This window comes from Nocardioides sp. (genome assembly GCF_047607185.1).
Classification (GTDB): Bacteria; Actinomycetota; Actinomycetes; order Propionibacteriales; family Nocardioidaceae; genus Nocardioides.
This window is the reverse complement of the sequence record NZ_JASGDQ010000092.1, coordinates 37,442-56,456: the sequence shown is the minus strand read 5'-3', so window position 1 is coordinate 56,456 and position 19,015 is coordinate 37,442. Positions and strand designations below refer to the sequence as shown.

The following is a 19,015-nucleotide window of genomic DNA, read 5'->3' as shown; positions in this document are numbered from 1 at the left end:
CGGTCGCGGTACATCCGCACCGCCCTGGCCATCGTCTCCTCGTCATACTTCCTCGCTGCAGGCACGAGCCGATCTTCCTTCCGTGAGTCTCTTCAGACCCTCCGACTCGCCCAGGGCGGTTCAGCTGTGAACGCGGCGAGGTTGCGTTCCACCTGCGCGGCGCGCTTGGACATGAGGGCGTTGAAGGGCTCCAGCTCGATAACCTCGCCGGTCAACGGGTCGAGGGTGAGTCGGTGCGCGTCGAGCGCCGTTGCAAGGTGCGGGTGCGCTGCGATCACTGCCGTGCCGAGGGCGCGGATCGCGCGCTGTTGCTTGAACAGTGCTGCCGTGTCCAACGCCCGCCACCGGCCGGCGGCGCGGACGCGGGTGCCGAGCTGGAAGTGGATGTGCCGGTGCGGGTCACCTGCCCGCGAGGTGCGATGCAGGACCGCAACACTGTGCAACCCCTCGACCGGCACCACCTCCTGCGAACCGCGCGGCCCCACGCGCGTCACGGAGTTCTGTGCGAGCCAACGCCGAATCTCCGTGGCGGCGTCGCGTTGCGCGACGTCGAGAGCATCGGAGACCTTCGGGTGAAGCGCGGCAGCGATCGACAGGGACTTCGGTGTGTTGACGACCATCTCCGCGAAACGAGGACTACCGCGCCGTCCGTCGCCCGGAAGGCGCGGTGTGCCCAGCGACGTCCCGGTCACCGGGTCGATCCAATCCACCCAGTCGGCGTACTCCTCCGGCGACAACGACCGCTCCACTACCACCTCACCCGTAGCGTCGGTCAGGGTGAACTCAGCCAGGGCGGTGCCGCCCTCCAAGTAGTAGTCATCAGCCGTCGAACGGTCCGACTCCAGGTAGCGACACGCGGCCGCACCCGTACCGCGGAACAGGATCACGCCACCCTTCACCGGCCGCTCCTCTCACGTCTTCGTGAGACAGGTGTGCAGCCGCTACCGCCGGTAGCATGCGTCCATTCATTCGATTTGGGCCGGGGCGGAGCCGAGGACGGGCGTAGCTCGGTACGGCGCCGGCGGCAGGCAACGGCGCGGGCGAGGTTCGGCGCGCTCGGAAGCGGCGAGTTCGCGGGAGACAAACAGCGGGGTTGATCAGAGCCTGGCTGCGCTTCGCAACCGCTAAGGATGTTTCTCGTATCTTGATGTACGCTGACTTTAGGGATGTTTCCCGTATCGTCTTGCAGGTAGGAGGTCGCCATGACCACGATGACTCGTGACCGCGCCACAGCGGCTCAGGAGCGTGACCGCATCCTGCGTTCGCGCGATGAGTTCTGGCGGCCCTCGGATCTTGCGACATCCGGTTCGACGACGCTGCACTTGCTGGCCGACCTGGTGGAGGCTTGTGAGCTTCGCCGTATCCGTCGCGGTCTCTACTGGCGCGGGAACAAGACTCCGCTGGGGATGAGCTATCCCCGGACACAGTTGGTGATCGCCGAACTCGCCCCCGGACCGGGGGTGGGGCCGACAGGCTTGGATGCGTCCAATCGTCTCCGGGTGTCGACTCAAGTGCCCCGCAAGGCACACATCGCGGTGCCGCACCGCGCACCAGAGTCCACCTACGACATCGACTTCTATGCGCGACCGGCGCGCCGCGCCCGCGTGGAGGCTGAGCTTGGCTCGGGTGAGGTGGCGTTGCTCGAAGCCCTCGACCAGTGGGAGCGAACCGTCGAGGTGCCTCCGGCCGAGGCGTGGGAGCGGTTCCGTGAACTGATCCGCAGTGGGCAGTTGCGTGCCGCCCATCTGGCGCGCGGCTCGCAGACTGAGCCAGGCAAGGTGAGGGCACGGTTGCGCGCGCTCTTGGAGTCGCTCGGTGAGCACACTCTCGCCGAGCAGATTCCGATGCCTGACCATCGCACCACCGACAGCGCTCTGGCGATCCTCAGGAGTGCCGCATGACTGTGTTGCCGAGTTGGCGAGATGCGAACCCCGACGGGTTCGCCGAAGTCGTCGTGACTGCTGCCCAGCAGCTTGGCGTCCGTCCATTGGCGGTCGAGAAGGACTACTGGGCGTGCGAGGCGCTGCGGGCCATCACGGTTGCTCATCCGGGCGAGGTGGTGTTCAAGGGCGGCACAAGTTTGGAGAAGCTCCGCATCATCCGGCGCTTCTCCGAAGACCTTGACTTGCTGGTGGTCGGCGACTACGGCTCCAACCGGGCTGCCGAACGCGCATTGAAGTCGATGGTCAATGCCGCCGCGACGGCGACCGGCGGCGAGGCATCAGGCGGGCGCAGCGGCGGCAAGCCCGGCAGTTTCCACCGCAGCGCCTACCTCGCGCCTCCCCTCTCGCACTCCGACGAACCAGGGTCGATCGCCGATGCCGCTGCAATCCTCGTCGAGCTCGGCCAGTCCGGCGGACCGAACCCGCACACTGCGCGTCAGGTCACCTCGCTGCTGGCGCGCCAACTCGCCGACGCCGGGTTCGACACCTCGGCCTGGGGTGACCTGGCCGCGTTCGACGTGACTGTCCTGCATCCGGGACGCACCCTTATCGAGAAATTGCTGCGGGTGAACAACTTCGCCAGCGACCCAGCCGCCCAAGAGGGCGTACACGGCTGGCCACGCATCGGTCGCCAGTTCTACGACCTGTGGGCACTCCTCGGCAACGACGAGGTGCTGGAGTTCCTCACCGACAAGCCAACGGTCACCGATGTGCTCACCAGTTGCTTTGAGATCTCCCAAGCGTTCACGCCGGACCTACCCGTGCCTGACGGAGGCTTCGCTGCCAGCCCAGCCTTCGATGCTGCCGGTCCGCTCGCGGTGCGCCTCCGCGCCGAGCATGACGGAGCGATGGAGGGCCTGTACTACGGCACCGACGAGCCGCCCACCTTTGACGAGGTCCTGGAGCGGGTCCACGCCCACAGCGCCCTGCTGGCCGTCAGCTAAGCAGAATCACCTTCGCCGTCAGCCTGCTCGGCGGCGCGGGGCGCGAGGGCTTCCAGGATCTCGGCGGTCACGGGGTTCACGGTCTCGTCGGGTTCGATGTAGTGCTGCTTGGTGATCTTCGAGGACGTGTGACCGAGCATGTCTGCCGCGAGGTCGGCGCCGCTGGCTCGATCCAAGACCGTGGCCACGGTGCGGCGGAAGGCGTGGGGCGTGACACCTTCGATGCCTGCTTCCTCCAGGATGGTCCGGAGGCGGCGGCGCACGTTGTTCGTCGTCAACGGCGTGTGGTTGCGGCTGAAGAACAACAGATGGTCCTCCGGCTCGTTGGCTAGGACCACGAGCCGTTGGCGAATGACCTCTGCGGTGAAGCTCGGCACAGAGACGACGCGTATGGACTTCTCGGTCTTCGGATGCGCCTGCCGGTAGGTCGGCTTCCCGGCGGGCGAGATGATCGTGCCGCAGATGCGGACTCTCGCGGGCGACACCGTGACGTCGACGTCGCACTTGCGGATCGCCAGCACTTCCCCGATGCGCCCTGAGGTGCCGAGCATGACCTCGATGATCTGCTCCAACTGTCCGTCCGGCTTCGGCCCCGACAAACCCGTACCGCGTCGCCAACCTCGGACAGCAGCCCTGATCGCGTCCACCTGGGCGGACGTGAGTGCCATCGCCTGTGACGGCGGTTTGTGCAGCACCGCGATGCTGCGCACCGGGTTCTCCCGCAAGGCGTCGTACCTGACTGCCAGCCCCAGCGCGAGGCTCAGCACGGTGCGGGCCTGTTTGGCCATGCTGTAGGACTTGTTCGCCGCGAGCGCCTTGATGAACTGGTCGACCTTGCGCACCGTGATCTCCCGCAACAGCAGATGCTCGAACGCGGGCATGACGAGTTGTCGCATGTTCCGCTCATACAAGCCCCGCGTGCTCACCGCGAGCCTTCCGGTCAGATCGAGGTCGGCGAGCCACACCTCCACGAGACGACCGAAGGTGCTGTCCGCCGACAGGTCGCGGCTCCCGGCCGAGAACTTGTCCCGGCGGGTCAGCTTCTTCTTCAACGCCCGCTCCGCGGCGGTGCGGGTGTCGCCGGTGGCCTGGACGAGCCGGAGTTGCCCGTCGTCGTCGCGGAACCTCACCCGGGCTTTGACCTTGCCGTTGTGGGCGGTGATGTAGGTGAACTGGCCGAAGGTGCCGACATCGGTGCGTGGACGTGCCATCTCAGATCACCGGCCCTCGCGTGGCCGGCCGGGCCGGACCTCGCGCTGGGCGTCGATCCAAGCCAGCACGTCGGCTTGGGTGAACTTCACATGGCGTCCAACACGGACGCCGCACGGACCCTTGCCGCCCACGCGCCAGTCGTAGATCGTCGCGACGGGCACGGCGAGAAACTCGGCAAGGTCCTCGATACTCATCAGCGGAACAAGGCCGCTGGCCGGTTGCAGTGTCGTCTTCATGCCAGACAGGTGCGCCGGGCAAACCGCCCGGCTCCGAAACGTCCCGAGACGCTCCATGCCCGCGTCCCGAAGGGGACGCCGCGCACACCTGTCGTACGAGTAAGTGATGACTATGTGATGACCGAGTCAAGTCTAGAAAGCTTTCAGGCTCGGTTCCCAGCGGGAACCGAGCCTGAAATTCGTAGCGGGGACAGGATTTGAACCTGTGACCTCTGGGTGATCGTGTCTGTTTTGGCTAGACGTTGCTACGCGTTGCGCTAGACGCTCAGTTAGACGCCTGGCCGGGCGTTCTAGGCGATCGGCCGCCGATCCCTAGACGATCCCGCCCGTTTCCCGCGTGGCCGTCCTGACCCGTTTCCGTGGGGTAATCGCGGGTCGCGACTTCGTCTAAGAATCTTGGACGAGCGTCTTGAAGCCACACGGCTACCTGTGCAAGCTGGACCTGTCAGCAAGCAACACCGAAGCAAGGAGCAGGACATGAGCAAGGACACCTACCGGATCGTGAACCCGGAGACGGGCGTCGAGGTTTGGGCCGTGGCCGTCAAGACCGGATCGACCGCCGGTCAGAACGTCATGGCGGACCTGTGGGCCAGGGTTGAGTCCCACCGGGACGGACGGCCCGGTCAGCGGGGCGGTTACCCCGAATCGTGGTTCGTGCGGGCGACCGACGAGACGACCCCGGCGAACGCCACCCTCAAGTTCAACTCGCACCGCGCGCGCAGGATGCCTGAGGCCGAGGCCCTCGCCAAGCTCGCCGAGCTGGGTTTTGAGCGCGGACAGGTCATCCGGCGGACCGTCCACCGGGACCGCCAAGAGACGGTCGTCACCGAATACCACCGGACCAGCGCCCACGGCGATGGCTCGCCTCGCTACGACCGAGCGCGGCTGACCGTCCGGTTCGCCATCTAGCAAGAACTCGCCGGGGCGGAGTCCGGCCCCGGCCAACCACCACAACAGAAAGGCACAACCATGAAGATCCGAGCGACGGCCGCCGCCGTCACCATCGCCCTGACCGGCCTCGTGTTCACCGCGACGGCCTCGACCGCAGAGAGCCCGACCCCGGAGGACTCGTGTGAGCAGGTCATCCGCGCAGTCAGCGATGCCGGGAACGCCTACGCCAGCACACTGGCCGCAGACCTCGACCGTGTGACGGTCGAGCGTGACCGTGCCCGCGAGACGATCGCCAAGAAGGATCGGCGGATCGCGCGACTCCAGGCGCGCATCTACGCCATGAAGCATGGCGTCGCGGAGATGGTCGACGTCGTGCCCGCACGGCCCGCAAGGCGCTGAGGCGCATCCCGGCTGGGGCGGCACCTGTCGCCCCGTCCCAACCACTGAAAGGAGACACCGCATGTCCCGACCGACTGACGAGCAGATCGGCGAGCAGTACGACGCCGCGATGGACTCGGCCGCGTCCGGTAGCAAGTGGCCCAACATGTCCTACGAGCAGGGCGTCGCCAGCGCCCTGGCGTGGGTCACGGGCGACGATGACACGCCGCCGATGCTCGACGAGGACGACGACTGATGACGGTCAGCACAGGCGGCCGGGTCCGTCTCGTTTGGGAATCGTCCACGGCGAAGCGCCCGAACGGCACCGTCCACCGCAACACCTGCACCAACGTCCTCGGGCGTCAGGTCATCCCCGCCGAGCGGGTTCCTGCCGACGTCCTCAACGCCGCCCAGCGCCCGACGTGCTGCGCGCCCCGCATGTTCGACATCCGCAACACCATCACCGCCCAGCAGGGCGACACCACGAAGGAGAACGACACCATGACTGACACCACCAAGACCGCGGCCCCCGCCCCGGCGAAGAAGGCCGCCGCCCCCGCCAAGAAGGCCGCGCCCGCCAAGGCCGCCGCGAAGCCGGCCACCAAGGCGACGGCGACCAAGCCCGCCGCGAAGAAGGCCGCCGCCCCGGCGAAGCCGAAGGCGACGATCGGCACGTTCGACGCGTCCAAGGTCGAGACGTTCAAGTGCGTCGGCAAGTGCGGGCAGACCCTCCCCGCCAAGCGGTTCCCGACCGTCACCGGCACCACGAACCGCTCGGCCGAGTGCCGGGCCGACCGCGACGAGCGCACCAAGGCCGAGAAGGCCGCCCGGCAGGCCGCGAAGGCGAAGGCCGCCGCCAAGTGATACCGCGGTGCCGCCGGGTATGACACCGGCCCGGCGGCACCGCCCCACATCAGGAGCGAACCAATGAACAGAACCAAGTCTGCGGCGGCGTGCTACCGCCATCTCCCGAAGTACCTCCGCGACATGATCCCGGTCCCTGACGGCAAGAGTGCTGGGTCGCTCGATGTCCGGGTGACCCGCCTGACCGAGATTGACGAGACGTACAAGTGCGGCTGTGGCGTCCCTGCCGAGTGGTACGTCCGGGCAGGGAAGCCGGAACGATGAGCACCGCCCACGACGGCATCCTGCGCAAGGTGCGGGCGCTTCTCGCGAAGGCCGAGGACCCGGCCACGACGCCCGAGGAATCGGAGACGTACAACCGCAAGGCTGAGGAACTGATCGCGCGGTATGCGATCGAGGCCGTCATGCTTGATGCCCGGCCCGGCGGCGACGCCAAGGTTCAGATGCGCCGGTTCCCCGCGGTCAAGCCCTACCCGAAGCCGAAGGGGACGCTGCTCCACCAGATCGCGACCGCGCTCGGGTGCCAGACCATCCGCATCAGGGAAACGGGTGAGATGCACGTCTACGGCTACGAGTCGGACCTGACCGCCGTCGAGATTCTGTTCGCGTCCTGCCTGATGCAGGGCACTCGCGACGTCATGCGCGAGTGGGACGGATCGACCGCGTTCCGTACATCGTTCTGGCAGGCGTTCGCCTACCGCGTGGGCCAACGTCTGCGCGCCAGTCGCCGTCAGGCGGCCGACGACACCCCGGGCGCGGGGATCGTCCTAGCGGACCGCAAGCAGGCCGTGAGCGACGCGTTTGACGCCGACTGGGCTGGGAACACTCGACCCACGGCCGCGTCACGTACGACGTCGTTCGGCGGTATTCTCGCGGGACGTGCGATGGGCAACCGCGCCGACCTCGGCGAGACGCGTCTGCCCGGTGCGCGCCGGGCACTCAGTGCCGGTCGTTCCTAGGAGGTTCCGTCGTTGTCGAAGCCGAAGCGATACCTGTCCCGGCCTGAGGTCGCGGAACGGATCGGCGTCAAGCCGGACACGTTGAACAGGTACAAGCTGCCCGAGCCGGATGCACAGATCGGCGCGCGGCTCGTCGGCTGGCTACCCGAGACGATCGACCGCTGGAACAGGTCGCGGCCGTCGCGGACGGTGGCAGGCGTGACCATCGAAACGGACAACTAGACTGACCCGCGAAACCCCCGGTCGAGCCCGGTTGCTTGCTGACACTTGCTCCCTTCGGCTCCCGGGGGTTTCGTTCGTCCGAATCCGTCTAAAAAACTTGGACGAACGACTTGTGTGGGCACGGGTGGACGTGCAAGCTGGTGATGTCAGCAAGTAACCCAACCACCTAGGAGCATCCGATGAACGACACCACCACGACCGCCACCTTCACCCGCACCCCGGCATGGCAGACCCTCGGCCACTTCGTCCGCAAGGACAACGGCCAGATGACCGCCGCCGAGGCCATGACCGAGTCGGGCCTCGCCGGATGGAACGTCCGCAAGGAGGCGATGTTCACCGCGGGCGGGATCGAGGTCCCGAACCGGGTCGCGACCGTCCGCACCGACCCGGCGACCGGCGAGACGAAGTACCTCGGGTACGTCGGCCACAACTACACGATCCAGCAGAACGAGGAGACGTTCGACTTCCTCGATTCCCTCGTGGACGTGTCCGGCGCGCACTACGACACCGCGGGCTACGTCAAGGACGGCGCGAAGGTATTCATGGCCCTCAAGATGCCCGAGGGGATCAGTGTCGCCGGGCAGGACGCGCACGACCTGTACCTCCTCGCGACGAACGGGCACGACGGGTTCAACGCGTTCACCATCTCCGTGACGCCGATCCGCCTCGCCTGCACCAACCAACTCACGATGGCGACCCGCACCGCCCGCCAGCAGTTCAAGATCCGTCACACGGTGAACATGGCCGGTCGGATCACCGAGGCCCGCCACGCCCTCGAGTTGACGTTCGACTACATGGACGCGTTCGCCGCCGAGTTGGAGCAGATGCTCGACGCCGAGTTCACGAACGATCAGTTCGACGCGCTGACCAAGGCGCTGATCCCCGACGCCAAGAGCGACAACCGCCAGGCGGCCGTGGACGCCAAGCGGTCCGACCTGTGGCACCTGTTCGCTGAGGCCGACACGAACGAGTTCGGCCGGGGCACGCAGTACGCGGCGTACAACGCGGTCACCGAGTACGCCGATTGGATTGCGCCGGTTCGCGGCGACAAGGACGGCACGAAGCGGGCGGCCAGAATCATGGGCGGTGGCGCGGTTCAGGAGTTCAAGGACTTCGCCCTCGCGTCGATCCGCGGCTAACCCCGCCAGAAGCGACGAAACGCCCCGCACCCGGCCACTAGGGCAGGTGCGGGGCATTCGTCGTTCCTGGGGCCGTTTTCTAGCCGCCTTCGGTGTCGTCGGCGTAGGGCCGACGGTTGTACGCCGATTCCGTCGGCGTGGGCGTCAGCCACGACAAGAACCGGAAGCGGGCGAACAGGTCGACCACACCCGGCAGCGCCATCACGCGGGTGATCGCACCAGCGACCGCGATCGTCAGGGCGACGACTCGGAGCCCGGGGTTGACCCCTGCGGCCTCGACGATGGTCGGCCAGATCGCGGCCACGGCGACGATGAACGCGAACACGGTCCGCACAGTCGCCCGCCAGGGGTGCGCTGTCTGCGTGGGGGTGTCAGCCATCAGGTGCCTTCCTTTCATCAGGCGACCCACGTGACGGGGCCGCGAACGTAGTCGGTGACTGGCCAGAACTTGGTCTTGGACAGACGGCGGGAGCCGCGCGGGAGGACGATGGTCACGAAGCCGGCCGCCTTGGCGGCCTCGAGTCGCGCGGAAGCGGACCCACCGAGGCCGGTCAGGGTCTTGACCTGCACGTCGGCCCCGACTGCGTCCGCGACGGTGCGGAGTCGCCGCCACAGGCCCGGGCGCTTCGCGAACGCCTTGTGACCCTTCGCCTCGACCTCGACGCGCAGCCCGCGCTTCGTGGCAGCGCGCAGCATCCGATTCATCTTGTGGATGCGGAAGCCCTTGCCGTCCTTGGATCGCAGCCGCTTGACCTCGGGCCACGTCAACGCGGCGAACTTCGTTCCGGGCTTGATCTTGCCGAGAGGGTCGTAGAACTCCTTGCCGACCGTCCCCCAATGCGTGCAGATCATCACCCGGCGCTTGCGGGAGCTGTTGGCCCAGCAGACCTGCGCGTCGAGGTCGATCGCGGTGTAGCCCGCGCGCTTCGCCGCGTCGAGGCCCCGGATCGAGTTGTTGCGGCAGTAGGGCATCAGGTGCGCGAACCGGCTCCACTTCGCCGGGACCGCCTTGGGTGCCTTCATGGTCGCCTCCTTCGTGTCGTCTCCAAGGGCCTCGGATGCGAAGGCGAGGACTCGGCCGATGTCGATCGCCCCGGGATCGCCGTGGACGTTCTCGGGCACGTGCTGGTGTCCGCAGACGCCCGTGAACTGCCTCCACTCCGCTCCGGTGAGGCGGACGGGGGATGCGCCGTACGACGCCGGACTGACGCCGGGGCGACGGCTGTCGGGGCCGTAGGCCAGCCATCCGGCGACGGGGGAGTGCAGGCGCAGGCCGTGACGGCGGTGCATGTCTGCCAAGAACTCGCCCAGGTCGCGCAGTGCCCAATCCGACGCAGCGGGCCAGTAGATGTAGTCCTTGCCCGCCGTCTTGCCGTTCCACGTCGACCGCTTCGCGTAGTCGCATGTGCCGACAAGCTCGATCTGCACGGCGTTGAGCGTGTTCGTCTCGACGCCGCCCGCGAGGTTGCGGAGGGCGCGGGATGAGCACTCGTCCTCGAAGTGAGCCCGGAAGGTCAGCGCCTTCTCGCTGTTGCTCGGATTGGCCGTGTAGTTCGGCGCGGTCGCCCCGCCGTCGTAGTCGGGCCAGGTCATCGACTCGGTGGTGTGGATGACGACGACCGCCGTTGCCGCCGTCAGGTTCAGTCGCGATCCGGGGTACTTCTCCCCGAACCACTGGGCCGTTCTGTTGGCCCTTGTGTAGGTGGTCATTCGTGATCCCTTGGGGACGCGAAAGGCCCCCCGCGTTCATGCGGGGGGCCTCTCGGGTGGTTAGTTGGTGAACAGCCCTGGCGGCGGCTTCGGTGGGGGCGGGGGATCGCCCCGGTAGATGTGGTCAACCAGTTGCCGATTCCAGAGGTAGAGCAGTTGGTTGTCCCTGTCGGACCGCGCGAGGTGGTCCTCAAGTTCGCCGAGGCGGGTCGTTTCGCGAGCCCTGCGTGCCGACTGATAGGCGAGGACAGCGGACGTGATCCCTACGCATCCGCTGACCACGGCCACGAGTAGCGAGGCCGCAACGGCATCCACTATTCGTTCTCCTGTCGTGACTGCTGTTCGCCGAGTTGGGCCTCTGCCAAGGCCAGACGGAAGGAAAGATCCGACACCTGCTTCCGCAGGGATTCGATCACGCGCTCGGCGCTGACCGTTGTCTCGTTCTCCATACTTGTTACCTCCCTTCCAAGTTCCCCAGGCGGCGCTCGATCGAGTCCAAGGCGGCATTCATCTCAAGGGCGTATGCAGCGAGAACCCGGTCATAGTGCAGATAGTCCGGCTCCCCGGTCTCGGGGTCACGGGTGATCAGTTCTTCCCATCCGGCCGACGCGAAGTCATCGGCTGACCAACCGATCCAATCCCGAGGCTCGGCCTCCCAGCCCTTCTCGCCCTTCGCGTGCATCTCGGTTTCGTGCCGGTCCTTGTAGATGATCGGCGCGATATCACGAATCGGTGTCCGCGCGACTCCGGCTGACGAACGGGCCGCCGCCCCAGCCATCACTCCGACGGCGTGCTGCGACTCTGTTGCCTCTGCCGCGAGGTGATCGGCGAGGGGTCGAACGTCGACCTTGTATCTCAGGCCAGAAGATGCGCGAAACACGATGTTGTTCGATGTGTTGATCTGGACAGCGATACCCGAGGAGACGGTGTTAGTGATACCGGAAGCGATGAACGAGTTAGCGCCGCCATACTGGACAAAGCTCCCGCCTCCGCTTAGCGATAGCGTCTTGGCGCAAACAACATTCTCGATGAGTGTGATGGCGCTATAGACCTCGACGCCCATGTCGTAATCGACGGTCAGTTTCCCGACCCCGGCTATCTGCGTGTGACCGTCCCCGGTCATCGCTACCTGCGACCCATTCGCTAATAGCAGGATGTCCCGTGCACTGACCTCTGTGTATGAGCGAGCACCGTATGCAGACGACGCGCCAAGACCGATTCGCGCCTGTCCATATCCGATATTTGGAGACTGGATGACGGTGTTTGCATAGCCGTCTTCTCCATAGATCGCGCCGGGCGCAGTCTCGCCACTATTGCCGGTGTAGACGTAGAAGCCGCTCGTGCCGGACACGGTGCCGACATAGATCCGCTTGCCGCTGAGCGCAGTCGATATCGAGCCAGACACGACCAGGCTCCCACTCAGAGTGAGTCCTCCCGAGGCGGCCGACAGTGTGGCGGTGACGCTGTTCGATGAGTTGAACGATTGGAGCCCTGACGTGTCGAGCTGAACCCGCTGACCGGATGCCGCCGTACGGATGATGGCACCCGTGATCGTCATTCCGTCGATGGCGGTCGCCGCGAGCTTCGCCGTCGTAATCGAGTTCGCTCCGATCCGGGCGGCATCTAGAATGCCGGTCGCGATCTTCCCTGCATCTAGGGATGCGATCTTGGCACTCTGAATCGTGGCATCCGCGATCTTCGCGTTGGTGATCGCGGCGTCCGCGATCACCCCGGAGGCGGCCGTGATGGTGCCAGCCACGAGCTGGGCTGCGGTCAGCGTCCCGACCGCGACGCGGTCGGCGCTGAGGTAGCCGGTGGTGATCTTGCCTGCGTCGAGGCTGGCGATGACGCTGTTCGTCAACGCCATTTCTGACCACAAGAAGTTCGGGCCACTCCATCCCTGGCAGACGTACAGGCTGACCACATCGCTGCCCGACATGACGTAATACATGTCACCGATGGCTCCGGGCGTGGTCGCCGTTGGCGGGGTCGGCCCATAGGTCACCTTGTTCTTGCCGTCGGCGGTCCCCTGAGCGTTCGACGCTGCGAGGGCGGCGGCGGTGGCCGCGTCCTGGGCGTCCTCTGCGGCGGTCTGAGCATCCACAATCGACGCCTTGACCGCTGCCGCCAACAGGGCGGCCGTGATCGCGCCGTCGCCGATGTTATCTTCGACAATGCGACGAGGTGTCACCGTGGCGGAAGCCGAGGGGTCGGAGGCGTTGCCAGACCTGTCGACTGCGATGAGCCGGACCTGGATCGGGACGTCATAGGGCCGGTCTGCGAACACCGCTGTGTCCTCGCCGGTGCCTGTGCCGACCCGGCCGACCTGATCGCCGTCGAACGTGACGCGACAGTGATCGAAGTCGAGCGGCATCCCCAGGCCGTGCTCGTCGCGCCCGTCCCACGCAACGGTGATGATGCCCATCGACTCGCTGAGGACAGGAGTCGATGGTGTCGGCGGGGGAATGGTGTCCCATGCGGTCGTGATCCCCTCGACCTCCGAGAACGGGCCGAGAACGTAGTCCATCGACACGGCCCGCACCCGATACTGCTGGGTTTGGTTGATCGGCAGAGGCGACAGCTCGACCCCGGACTCGACAACGTCCGTGACCTTGGTCCATTGCCCGACACCGATCCGCCGCCAGACCTCGTAGCCACGGATCGAGAGCAGGACGCCCTCGTCGTCAGTGGTGACGTCTGCCCAATCGAGGGCGACGCGGGCGTGCGCGTCGCCGAGTGCGTCGAGGTAGGCGTCCGAGGACGCGACAAGGCCGAGCACCTGGGCGGGCAAACGGCTGTCCGGTCCTGGGTACGGCTGCCCGCCCGTGCCCCCGGCAGATGCGCCGCCGGTCACCGCCGACGTACGCCGCGCCAGGCGCGCGAGCAGGTCATCGAGACGGGTCCCCAGGGTGACGTGGCCCTTCACGGTTTCCGCGTCCGAGGTGAGGGACACCTGCACGATGCGGGACCGCTCCCGCGTCACGCTGTCGCCGTCCTCTCGGTCCACGAACACCCAATCGCCGGGCCGGTAGTCGGCGAACGGGCGCAGTAGCGAGGCGGCGGTGTCGAACTCGCGCGTGAACTGCAACCGCTCGGACGCACCGGCCTGTAGCGCCTGGTCGACGAGTAGGAGCGCGGTGCCCTCGTCCTTCACGCCCGACTGCGTGACATAGCCCTCGAGTCGGCCGTAGGTGGTGTCCGCTGCCGGGTTGGTGACGTCCCACGTCGCGCCGTTGTCGCCTACGAGTCGCGCGAAGGTGACCAGTTCCTCGATCGACCCCTCCTCGGGGGCCGCAGTGATCCCGTCGTTGTGGCGAATCCAGATTGGCGCGAGGCCGGTCGTCAGGTCGCGGGCGAGCGCGGTGTCGGGGTTGTAGAGGTTGAGTTGCCTGCCGGTCCACGACACCTCGGCGAGGCCCTGGTTCACAAGGGCGGCGATCATCGCGTCGAGGTCGGAGGACGGATCGAACGAGAGCGTTGCGGCCTGCGTCCACGGCTGTCCGGCCGAGTCCAGGGATGCCGTGAACGTACGGGTCAGGCCCGGACCCCACCCGCGCGCCTGGGCGTCATCGAACACGGTCCCCACGATCGCGCCTGCCGTCGCCTCGTTGAACTGCCGCTGACCGTTGCTGTTCATGTTGACGCCGGTCCACACCCGGGCCTTGCGGGCCAGCCATCCGATGCCGACGGCGTCGTACTTCCGCGCCTGCGCGCCCTCGTCCTTGCTGTCCCACGCCCGCTTGACGACATGGAGACGACCGTCGGCCGGCTCGACCCATGCGTTGCCGTCCCACCACTCGACCGCGATCTCGGGCCGGGATTCGAGGATGCTGAATCCCCGGCCTAACTTCGCGTACTCAACCGAGAGGGTCGACAGGTCGGAGCCGAAGGGGTCCGTGAACGTGAACGAGAGCGGATCAGGCAGGACACCGATCCGTGCGCCGAGAGGCGCGTAGGCGACGAGGCGCAGATGCATCACAGGAACGCCCTCCTAACGCGCGCTTGGGTCACCCCTGCGCCGGTACGGGCGAGGGTCCAGCCAATCTCCCCGGCTGCGTTGGGATTGAGGTCAAAGCCGCCGGGTCCAGTTGATAGGCCGCCGGACACATCGGTGCCGCCGGTCCATTGCTCGCCGACCGTGCGGTATGCCTTCATGCTGGCGGGCTCCAGGCGGAGTCGTTGCCCGGCGGCAACGTTCCCGTTCCACGTCAGCACCTTGCCCGTGGCAAAGTCCGTGATCACACACGACGTCATGGGGCCGGTACACAGGAACACTGGATCGGCAATGGTGCCCGTGCTGCCGTTGAGTTCATCGGGGCTTGCCTCCCATGCCGCTACCGCCTCCGAGGCGAAGGTATGTTCCACGCTCTCGCGCCAGAAGACCTCCGGCAGGTCGAAGGGCAGCGTGATCCTTGCCGTGTACGGGTCGGCCATCTCGGGTTCAATGGCTGCAAGAAGCCGGACACGCGCATCGCGGGGGGTGACCGCGAGATGTGGGATGTAGCGAAGCACGGGCAACCGACCGACCGGTGTGGCGAGGGCATAGAGCGCTGAGAGGTTCTTGCGCATCTGTTGGTGATCGCCCGTCGCCGCACCGGCCTCGTTGTTGTCGGTGACGATAAGGCCGACGGTGTGTGATCCGGCGTCCCGCGTCGTCGGTGGCGTCGGCACTGTCCCGTGAATCCCGGGGATCTTCACGGCTGACAACGACGGGGCAGGCAGGGGGCCGAGCAGCGTGGAGTCGCTGAGCATCCACCGGCCCGCCGGGTCATCGAGCGGCACCCCGTCGAGGGTGTATGTGCCCATGCCCATCAGACAGCACCTACCAATCCGAGGGTTCGCGAGGCGGCGTCGATCGTCTTCGACGTCGGCTCCGCCTGGGGGTTGTTGATCGTCTGCTGCACCACGACACGCGGGCCGCCGTAGCCACCGCCACCGCCGCCAGCGCCGTCCTCCGGTCCGCCCGGGGGCGGGATGTAGGGCGGGCGGGGCTTTGGCAGCTCGGTGACCGTGAGCGCGTTGCTCACGGCCGAGGCTGCGTTTTCGGCGTCCTGCACACGGGACCGCAGGGCGTCCGCCGCCGTCGATGCGAGGGACGTCGCGGCGGCCGTGACCTGCCGAACCTTGGACGTGGCCGACATGCCGACGGCAAGGCCAGCGGGAATCCACTGACCGATCGCAGACAGAACGCGAGACGGCGACTTGATCTTGAGGGCCTTCTTGACGGCCTTCGCGATACTCTTTCCAATCCGGTCCGCCGCAGCCTCTACAGCCGCGATCTGCGATTCGATACCGGTCACGAGGCCCTGGGCAGCATTGACGCCGGACTGGTACAGGACCGCCGCCGAGTCGGTGCCGAGTTGGTTGGCAGCCACGTTGATCTGGTCCGTCAGGGAGTTGACCTGACCCACCATCTGCGGACCGCCATCGACTAGCGCCTGTGCGTATGCACCGGCCGCCTCCGGCCCCTTTTCGATCAGTTCCTTGTACGTCTGCTGGTTCAGCCCAGAGGCGAGCAGGGACGCCATGTTGGCGCTGAACGTTTGAGCGACCCGGAGGCGCTCGGTCATCGACGTGATGATGTCCTGCGCGCTAACCGCCTGCTGGAACCCGTACTTGTTGACCTGCCCCTGTGCGTTCAGGAGTGAGGTGTAGGCGCGGATTCCATCGACCACAGATGACTTGAAGTCGTCGCGGAGTTGGATGGCGGCGGCGAGCTGCTGTTGGGCGTTGCCGAGACGTTCAACCAGAACCTCACGAGCCTTGGCGAAGTCCTTGAGGGTGGCGGTCTGAATCGCCGCGCCCTTCTTGAACTCGCCGGTCTTGCCGAGCGAAGCCAGGAGGGCATCGGTGCCTGCCTGCGCACCGCCCTGCCATATCGACTTCGTCTGCTTGGTCTGTGCCTTGAGGATCGTGCTCGCGGCCTTGGCGAACTTCTTGGACTCCTTGCTGCCCTTCTTGACCGCCTTGTCGAGGCGGCCCATCAGGTCCTTGACAGCAGCGTCGACACCGCTCGCGCCGTCGCGGATGCCCTTGGCGAGACCGATAGGCACCCACTTGCCGATAGCGCGGAACACGCGCGACGGCGAGTGAATCCCGAGCGCCTTCTTGACAAACCCGGGCAACTTGTCCGTGATCGTCCGCTTGACGGCGGACACCACAGAGCCGGCCATGCTCTCAAGTCCGCTGATGAAGCCTCGGACCACGTCCGCACCGGCGCTGGTCAGCCACGAGGCCGCACCGCCGATAGCGCCCTTGACCCGGCCCGCCACGCCGCCGAGCCATGACGTCACGGTCGACCAGGCCCCGGTGATCCCGTTCCGGAGTCCGGTGATGACGGCGCGACCGATGGCGGTCAGCCACGACGCAGCGCCGGACAGCGCACCCGTCACGCGGCTACGGACGCCGCCGAGCCATGACGTCACCGCAGACCACGCCCCGGTGATCCCGCTACGCAGTCCGTTGACGATTGCGGACCCGGCTGCCTTGAGCCATCCTGCCGCCCCGCCGAAGACACCCCGGATGAGGCCCGGGATCGACTGGAAGAACGAGAGGATGGCCCGCCAGTTCTTGACGATGAATCCCAGCGGCGTGAACTGAGCGAAGGTCAGGACAACGGAGGTCACCTTCTGGATGACTGACCAGATGGCCTGTCCGGCGACCACGACAGCGGTCTGAACTGCCGCCCACGCGGCGGTGACCACGGTCCGGAAGGTCTCCGAGTTGCGCCACAGGAGGACGACCCCGGCCACGAGCCCCGCCACGAGGGCGATGACGACGCCGATCGGATTTGCACTCAATGCTGCGTTGAGGAGCCATTGAGCGGCCGCCCATGCCTTCGACGCTGCGGTGATCGCGACCATAGTGACCCGCTGGGCGACCATCGCCGTGGTGGTTGCTGCTGTGACGACGGCCTGCCGTGCGTAGGCCGCGATCAGGGCCGCCTGGGACACGACATACCGGCCGATGGCCTGAACCATGTCCACGGCATAGAGCGCGCGGAGGTAGGCGGTCTGGGCCGCGCTGACGACCATCGCCCGCTTGTTGGCAATCCACGCCGTGGTGGACGTCCACAGTGCCTTCGTCTGGGCGGCAATCGACGCGATCAACGTCTTGGCGGCAAGGCCGAGCATGACGGCCTTCCAGGCGACGAACGCGGCCACAACCGCCTTGACTGCGGCCTCGTTCCCGGCTAGCGGGGCGATCAGCGATACGACCGACGTCACGAGGTTGGTGATCGTCGGCGCGAGGGTTGTGATGGCTGACGTCAGCCCGGTCACGAACTGCGTCGCGAGGTCGGTGACGATCGGCATCAGCTCGGCCATGGCCTGTGTCAGGGGCGGCAGGACCGACGTCGCAAACTGCTGCACCGCCGGGGCGAGGGTGGCGATCAGGTCACTGACGGCGGCCCGCAACTCCGGTGACGTGGCAACGAGTCCGGCGAAGGCGGCGACGGCGATCCCGACAGGTCCGCCAAGGGCCGAGAGAGCACCACCGAGGCCGCCGAGGCCGGGCACCATCCCAATCAGCGGGCCGAGGCCGGACACGCCGAGGGCTGCGAATGCCGCCCCGAGGGGCGCGATGATTCCGGCGGCCCCGTTGATGGTCGGCAGGCCGCGTTCAAGCGCCGACATCACCTTGTCGATGACCGGCGCGACCTTGGAACCGATGACGTCACCGACTGCTGACGCCCGGTCCTCTAGAGGACCGAGTGCCGTTGCAACTGTTTGGAACAGCGGGGCCATCTTCGGGAAGACGCCGCCGAGCAGGTTCGCGCCGACGCGTCCGAGGGACGCGAACACGTTCGCGAGGGCTCCCGTGAAGGTGTTGCCCGACTGCTGCGCCGCCCCGCCAAGGCCGTCCTTCATGGCAGCCTTGAAGATGGAGAAGTTGATCTTGCCCTCGGATGCGAGCTTGGCAGCCTCGGAGTTCGTGACGCCCATCTGCTTGGCTAGCAGGGCGAGGGCCGGGACGCCCGCGTCATGCAGTTGGTTGATGACGTCCATCTGGATTTTGTCGGCCGCCGCGACCTTGTTGAACATCGCGCCCATCTCGCCGAGTGAGCGGCCGGAGATGGTGGCCGAGTCAGCGATCAGCGACAGCGTCTCGACAAGGTCCTTGCCGGGCTTGACGCCCGATGCGACGGCGTTCGCGGCAACGGAAGCCGCATCGCCCAAGCCAAAGGCGGTTCCCCGCACAGACTTCAAGGCGTTCGACATGATCTTGTCGACCGCCTTGGCGCTGTGCCCGAGGCCGGTGAGCTTGGCGGTGGCCTGGTCGATCTGCTTGAGGCGTCCGAAGCCCTTGGTCAAGGAGACGCCGACTGCCGTTGCCACGGCGGCAACCGCAGTCGTCGCCACGCCGCGCAGGGTGGAGGTGAGGCCGCTACCGATGGATGTCCCGACCCGTCGGCCCGTCGCCGTGCCAACGGCGGACAGGTCGCCCTCGATGGCCGCCTTCGCGCCCTTCATGGAGGGGATGACCTGTAGGGCGGCGTAGCCGACGGTGTCCATGCCG

General features: G+C 66.8%; 19 protein-coding genes. 10 read left to right on the top strand and 9 right to left on the bottom strand.

What is annotated here, in order from left to right:
• Positions 1–92: 92 nt before the first annotated feature.
• Entirely contained in the window at positions 93–899 is an 807-nt protein-coding gene (gene mobF / locus QM595_RS11210; RefSeq protein WP_415171634.1) for a MobF family relaxase, read from the bottom strand.
• 303 nt (positions 900–1,202) lie between these two features.
• Here mobF and QM595_RS11205 point away from each other — a divergent pair, with 303 nt between their 5' ends.
• Complete coding sequence (locus tag QM595_RS11205; protein ID WP_415171633.1) at positions 1,203–1,901, top strand: hypothetical protein; 699 nt, start codon at positions 1,203–1,205, stop codon at positions 1,899–1,901.
• On the top strand, positions 1,898–2,887 hold the full coding sequence (locus QM595_RS11200; protein WP_415171632.1) for a nucleotidyl transferase AbiEii/AbiGii toxin family protein: 990 nt from the start codon (positions 1,898–1,900) through the stop codon (positions 2,885–2,887). Before QM595_RS11205 ends, QM595_RS11200 begins: the two co-directional genes overlap by 4 nt.
• On the opposite strand, the gene QM595_RS11195 is transcribed toward QM595_RS11200, so the two are convergent.
• Together QM595_RS11195 and QM595_RS11190 are read right to left on the bottom strand one after the other, a co-directional pair.
• Positions 2,884–4,098 (bottom strand): tyrosine-type recombinase/integrase, encoded by a 1,215-nt coding sequence (locus QM595_RS11195; RefSeq protein WP_415171631.1) that lies wholly within the window; start codon positions 4,096–4,098, stop codon positions 2,884–2,886. The genes QM595_RS11200 and QM595_RS11195 overlap by 4 nt on opposite strands.
• A 6-nt stretch (positions 4,099–4,104) precedes the next feature.
• Entirely contained in the window at positions 4,105–4,335 is a 231-nt protein-coding gene (locus QM595_RS11190; protein ID WP_415171630.1) for a helix-turn-helix domain-containing protein, read from the bottom strand.
• Between the two features lie 477 nt (positions 4,336–4,812).
• Here QM595_RS11190 and QM595_RS11185 point away from each other — a divergent pair, with 477 nt between their 5' ends.
• From QM595_RS11185 to QM595_RS11150, 8 genes are all read left to right on the top strand, one after another.
• On the top strand, positions 4,813–5,244 hold the full coding sequence (locus QM595_RS11185; protein ID WP_415171629.1) for a hypothetical protein: 432 nt from the start codon (positions 4,813–4,815) through the stop codon (positions 5,242–5,244).
• Between the two features lie 60 nt (positions 5,245–5,304).
• Positions 5,305–5,625 carry a hypothetical protein gene (locus QM595_RS11180; protein WP_415171628.1) on the top strand — a complete coding sequence of 107 codons (321 nt, stop codon included), beginning with the start codon at positions 5,305–5,307 and terminating at the stop codon, positions 5,623–5,625.
• Between the two features lie 61 nt (positions 5,626–5,686).
• Entirely contained in the window at positions 5,687–5,860 is a 174-nt protein-coding gene (locus QM595_RS11175; protein WP_415171627.1) for a hypothetical protein, read from the top strand.
• Positions 5,860–6,468, top strand: a complete 609-nt coding sequence (locus tag QM595_RS11170; protein WP_415171626.1) for a hypothetical protein — start codon at positions 5,860–5,862, stop codon at positions 6,466–6,468. Before QM595_RS11175 ends, QM595_RS11170 begins: the two co-directional genes overlap by 1 nt.
• Positions 6,469–6,531: 63 nt before the next feature.
• Complete coding sequence (locus QM595_RS11165) at positions 6,532–6,732, top strand: hypothetical protein (RefSeq protein ID WP_415171625.1); 201 nt, start codon at positions 6,532–6,534, stop codon at positions 6,730–6,732.
• Positions 6,729–7,427: a DUF2786 domain-containing protein gene (locus QM595_RS11160; protein ID WP_415171624.1), complete on the top strand. Its 699-nt coding sequence runs from the start codon at positions 6,729–6,731 to the stop codon at positions 7,425–7,427. Before QM595_RS11165 ends, QM595_RS11160 begins: the two co-directional genes overlap by 4 nt.
• A gap of 12 nt (positions 7,428–7,439) precedes the next feature.
• On the top strand, positions 7,440–7,649 hold the full coding sequence (locus tag QM595_RS11155) for a helix-turn-helix transcriptional regulator (RefSeq protein ID WP_415171623.1): 210 nt from the start codon (positions 7,440–7,442) through the stop codon (positions 7,647–7,649).
• 179 nt (positions 7,650–7,828) lie between these two features.
• Complete coding sequence (locus QM595_RS11150; protein WP_415171622.1) at positions 7,829–8,788, top strand: DUF932 domain-containing protein; 960 nt, start codon at positions 7,829–7,831, stop codon at positions 8,786–8,788.
• A 79-nt stretch (positions 8,789–8,867) separates the two neighbouring features.
• Here QM595_RS11150 and QM595_RS11145 read toward each other — a convergent pair whose 3' ends face one another.
• The 6 genes from QM595_RS11145 to QM595_RS11120 form a co-directional block, all read right to left on the bottom strand.
• Entirely contained in the window at positions 8,868–9,167 is a 300-nt protein-coding gene (locus QM595_RS11145; protein WP_415171621.1) for a hypothetical protein, read from the bottom strand.
• Between the two features lie 17 nt (positions 9,168–9,184).
• The gene (locus QM595_RS11140) at positions 9,185–10,498 is read right to left on the bottom strand and encodes a hypothetical protein (protein WP_415171620.1); all 1,314 of its coding nucleotides are present in this window, start codon (positions 10,496–10,498) and stop codon (positions 9,185–9,187) included.
• A gap of 314 nt (positions 10,499–10,812) precedes the next feature.
• Positions 10,813–10,947, bottom strand: a complete 135-nt coding sequence (locus QM595_RS11135) for a hypothetical protein (RefSeq protein WP_415171619.1) — start codon at positions 10,945–10,947, stop codon at positions 10,813–10,815.
• Positions 10,948–10,952: 5 nt separating this feature from the next.
• A complete protein-coding gene (locus tag QM595_RS11130) occupies positions 10,953–14,477 on the bottom strand; it encodes a hypothetical protein (RefSeq protein ID WP_415171618.1) in 3,525 nt (1,174 codons plus the stop codon).
• The gene (locus QM595_RS11125) at positions 14,474–15,310 is read right to left on the bottom strand and encodes a hypothetical protein (protein ID WP_415171617.1); all 837 of its coding nucleotides are present in this window, start codon (positions 15,308–15,310) and stop codon (positions 14,474–14,476) included. The genes QM595_RS11130 and QM595_RS11125 overlap by 4 nt, the downstream gene beginning before the upstream one ends.
• Positions 15,310–19,011 carry a tape measure protein gene (locus QM595_RS11120; protein ID WP_415171616.1) on the bottom strand — a complete coding sequence of 1,234 codons (3,702 nt, stop codon included), beginning with the start codon at positions 19,009–19,011 and terminating at the stop codon, positions 15,310–15,312. The genes QM595_RS11125 and QM595_RS11120 overlap by 1 nt, the downstream gene beginning before the upstream one ends.
• Positions 19,012–19,015: the final 4 nt, after the last annotated feature.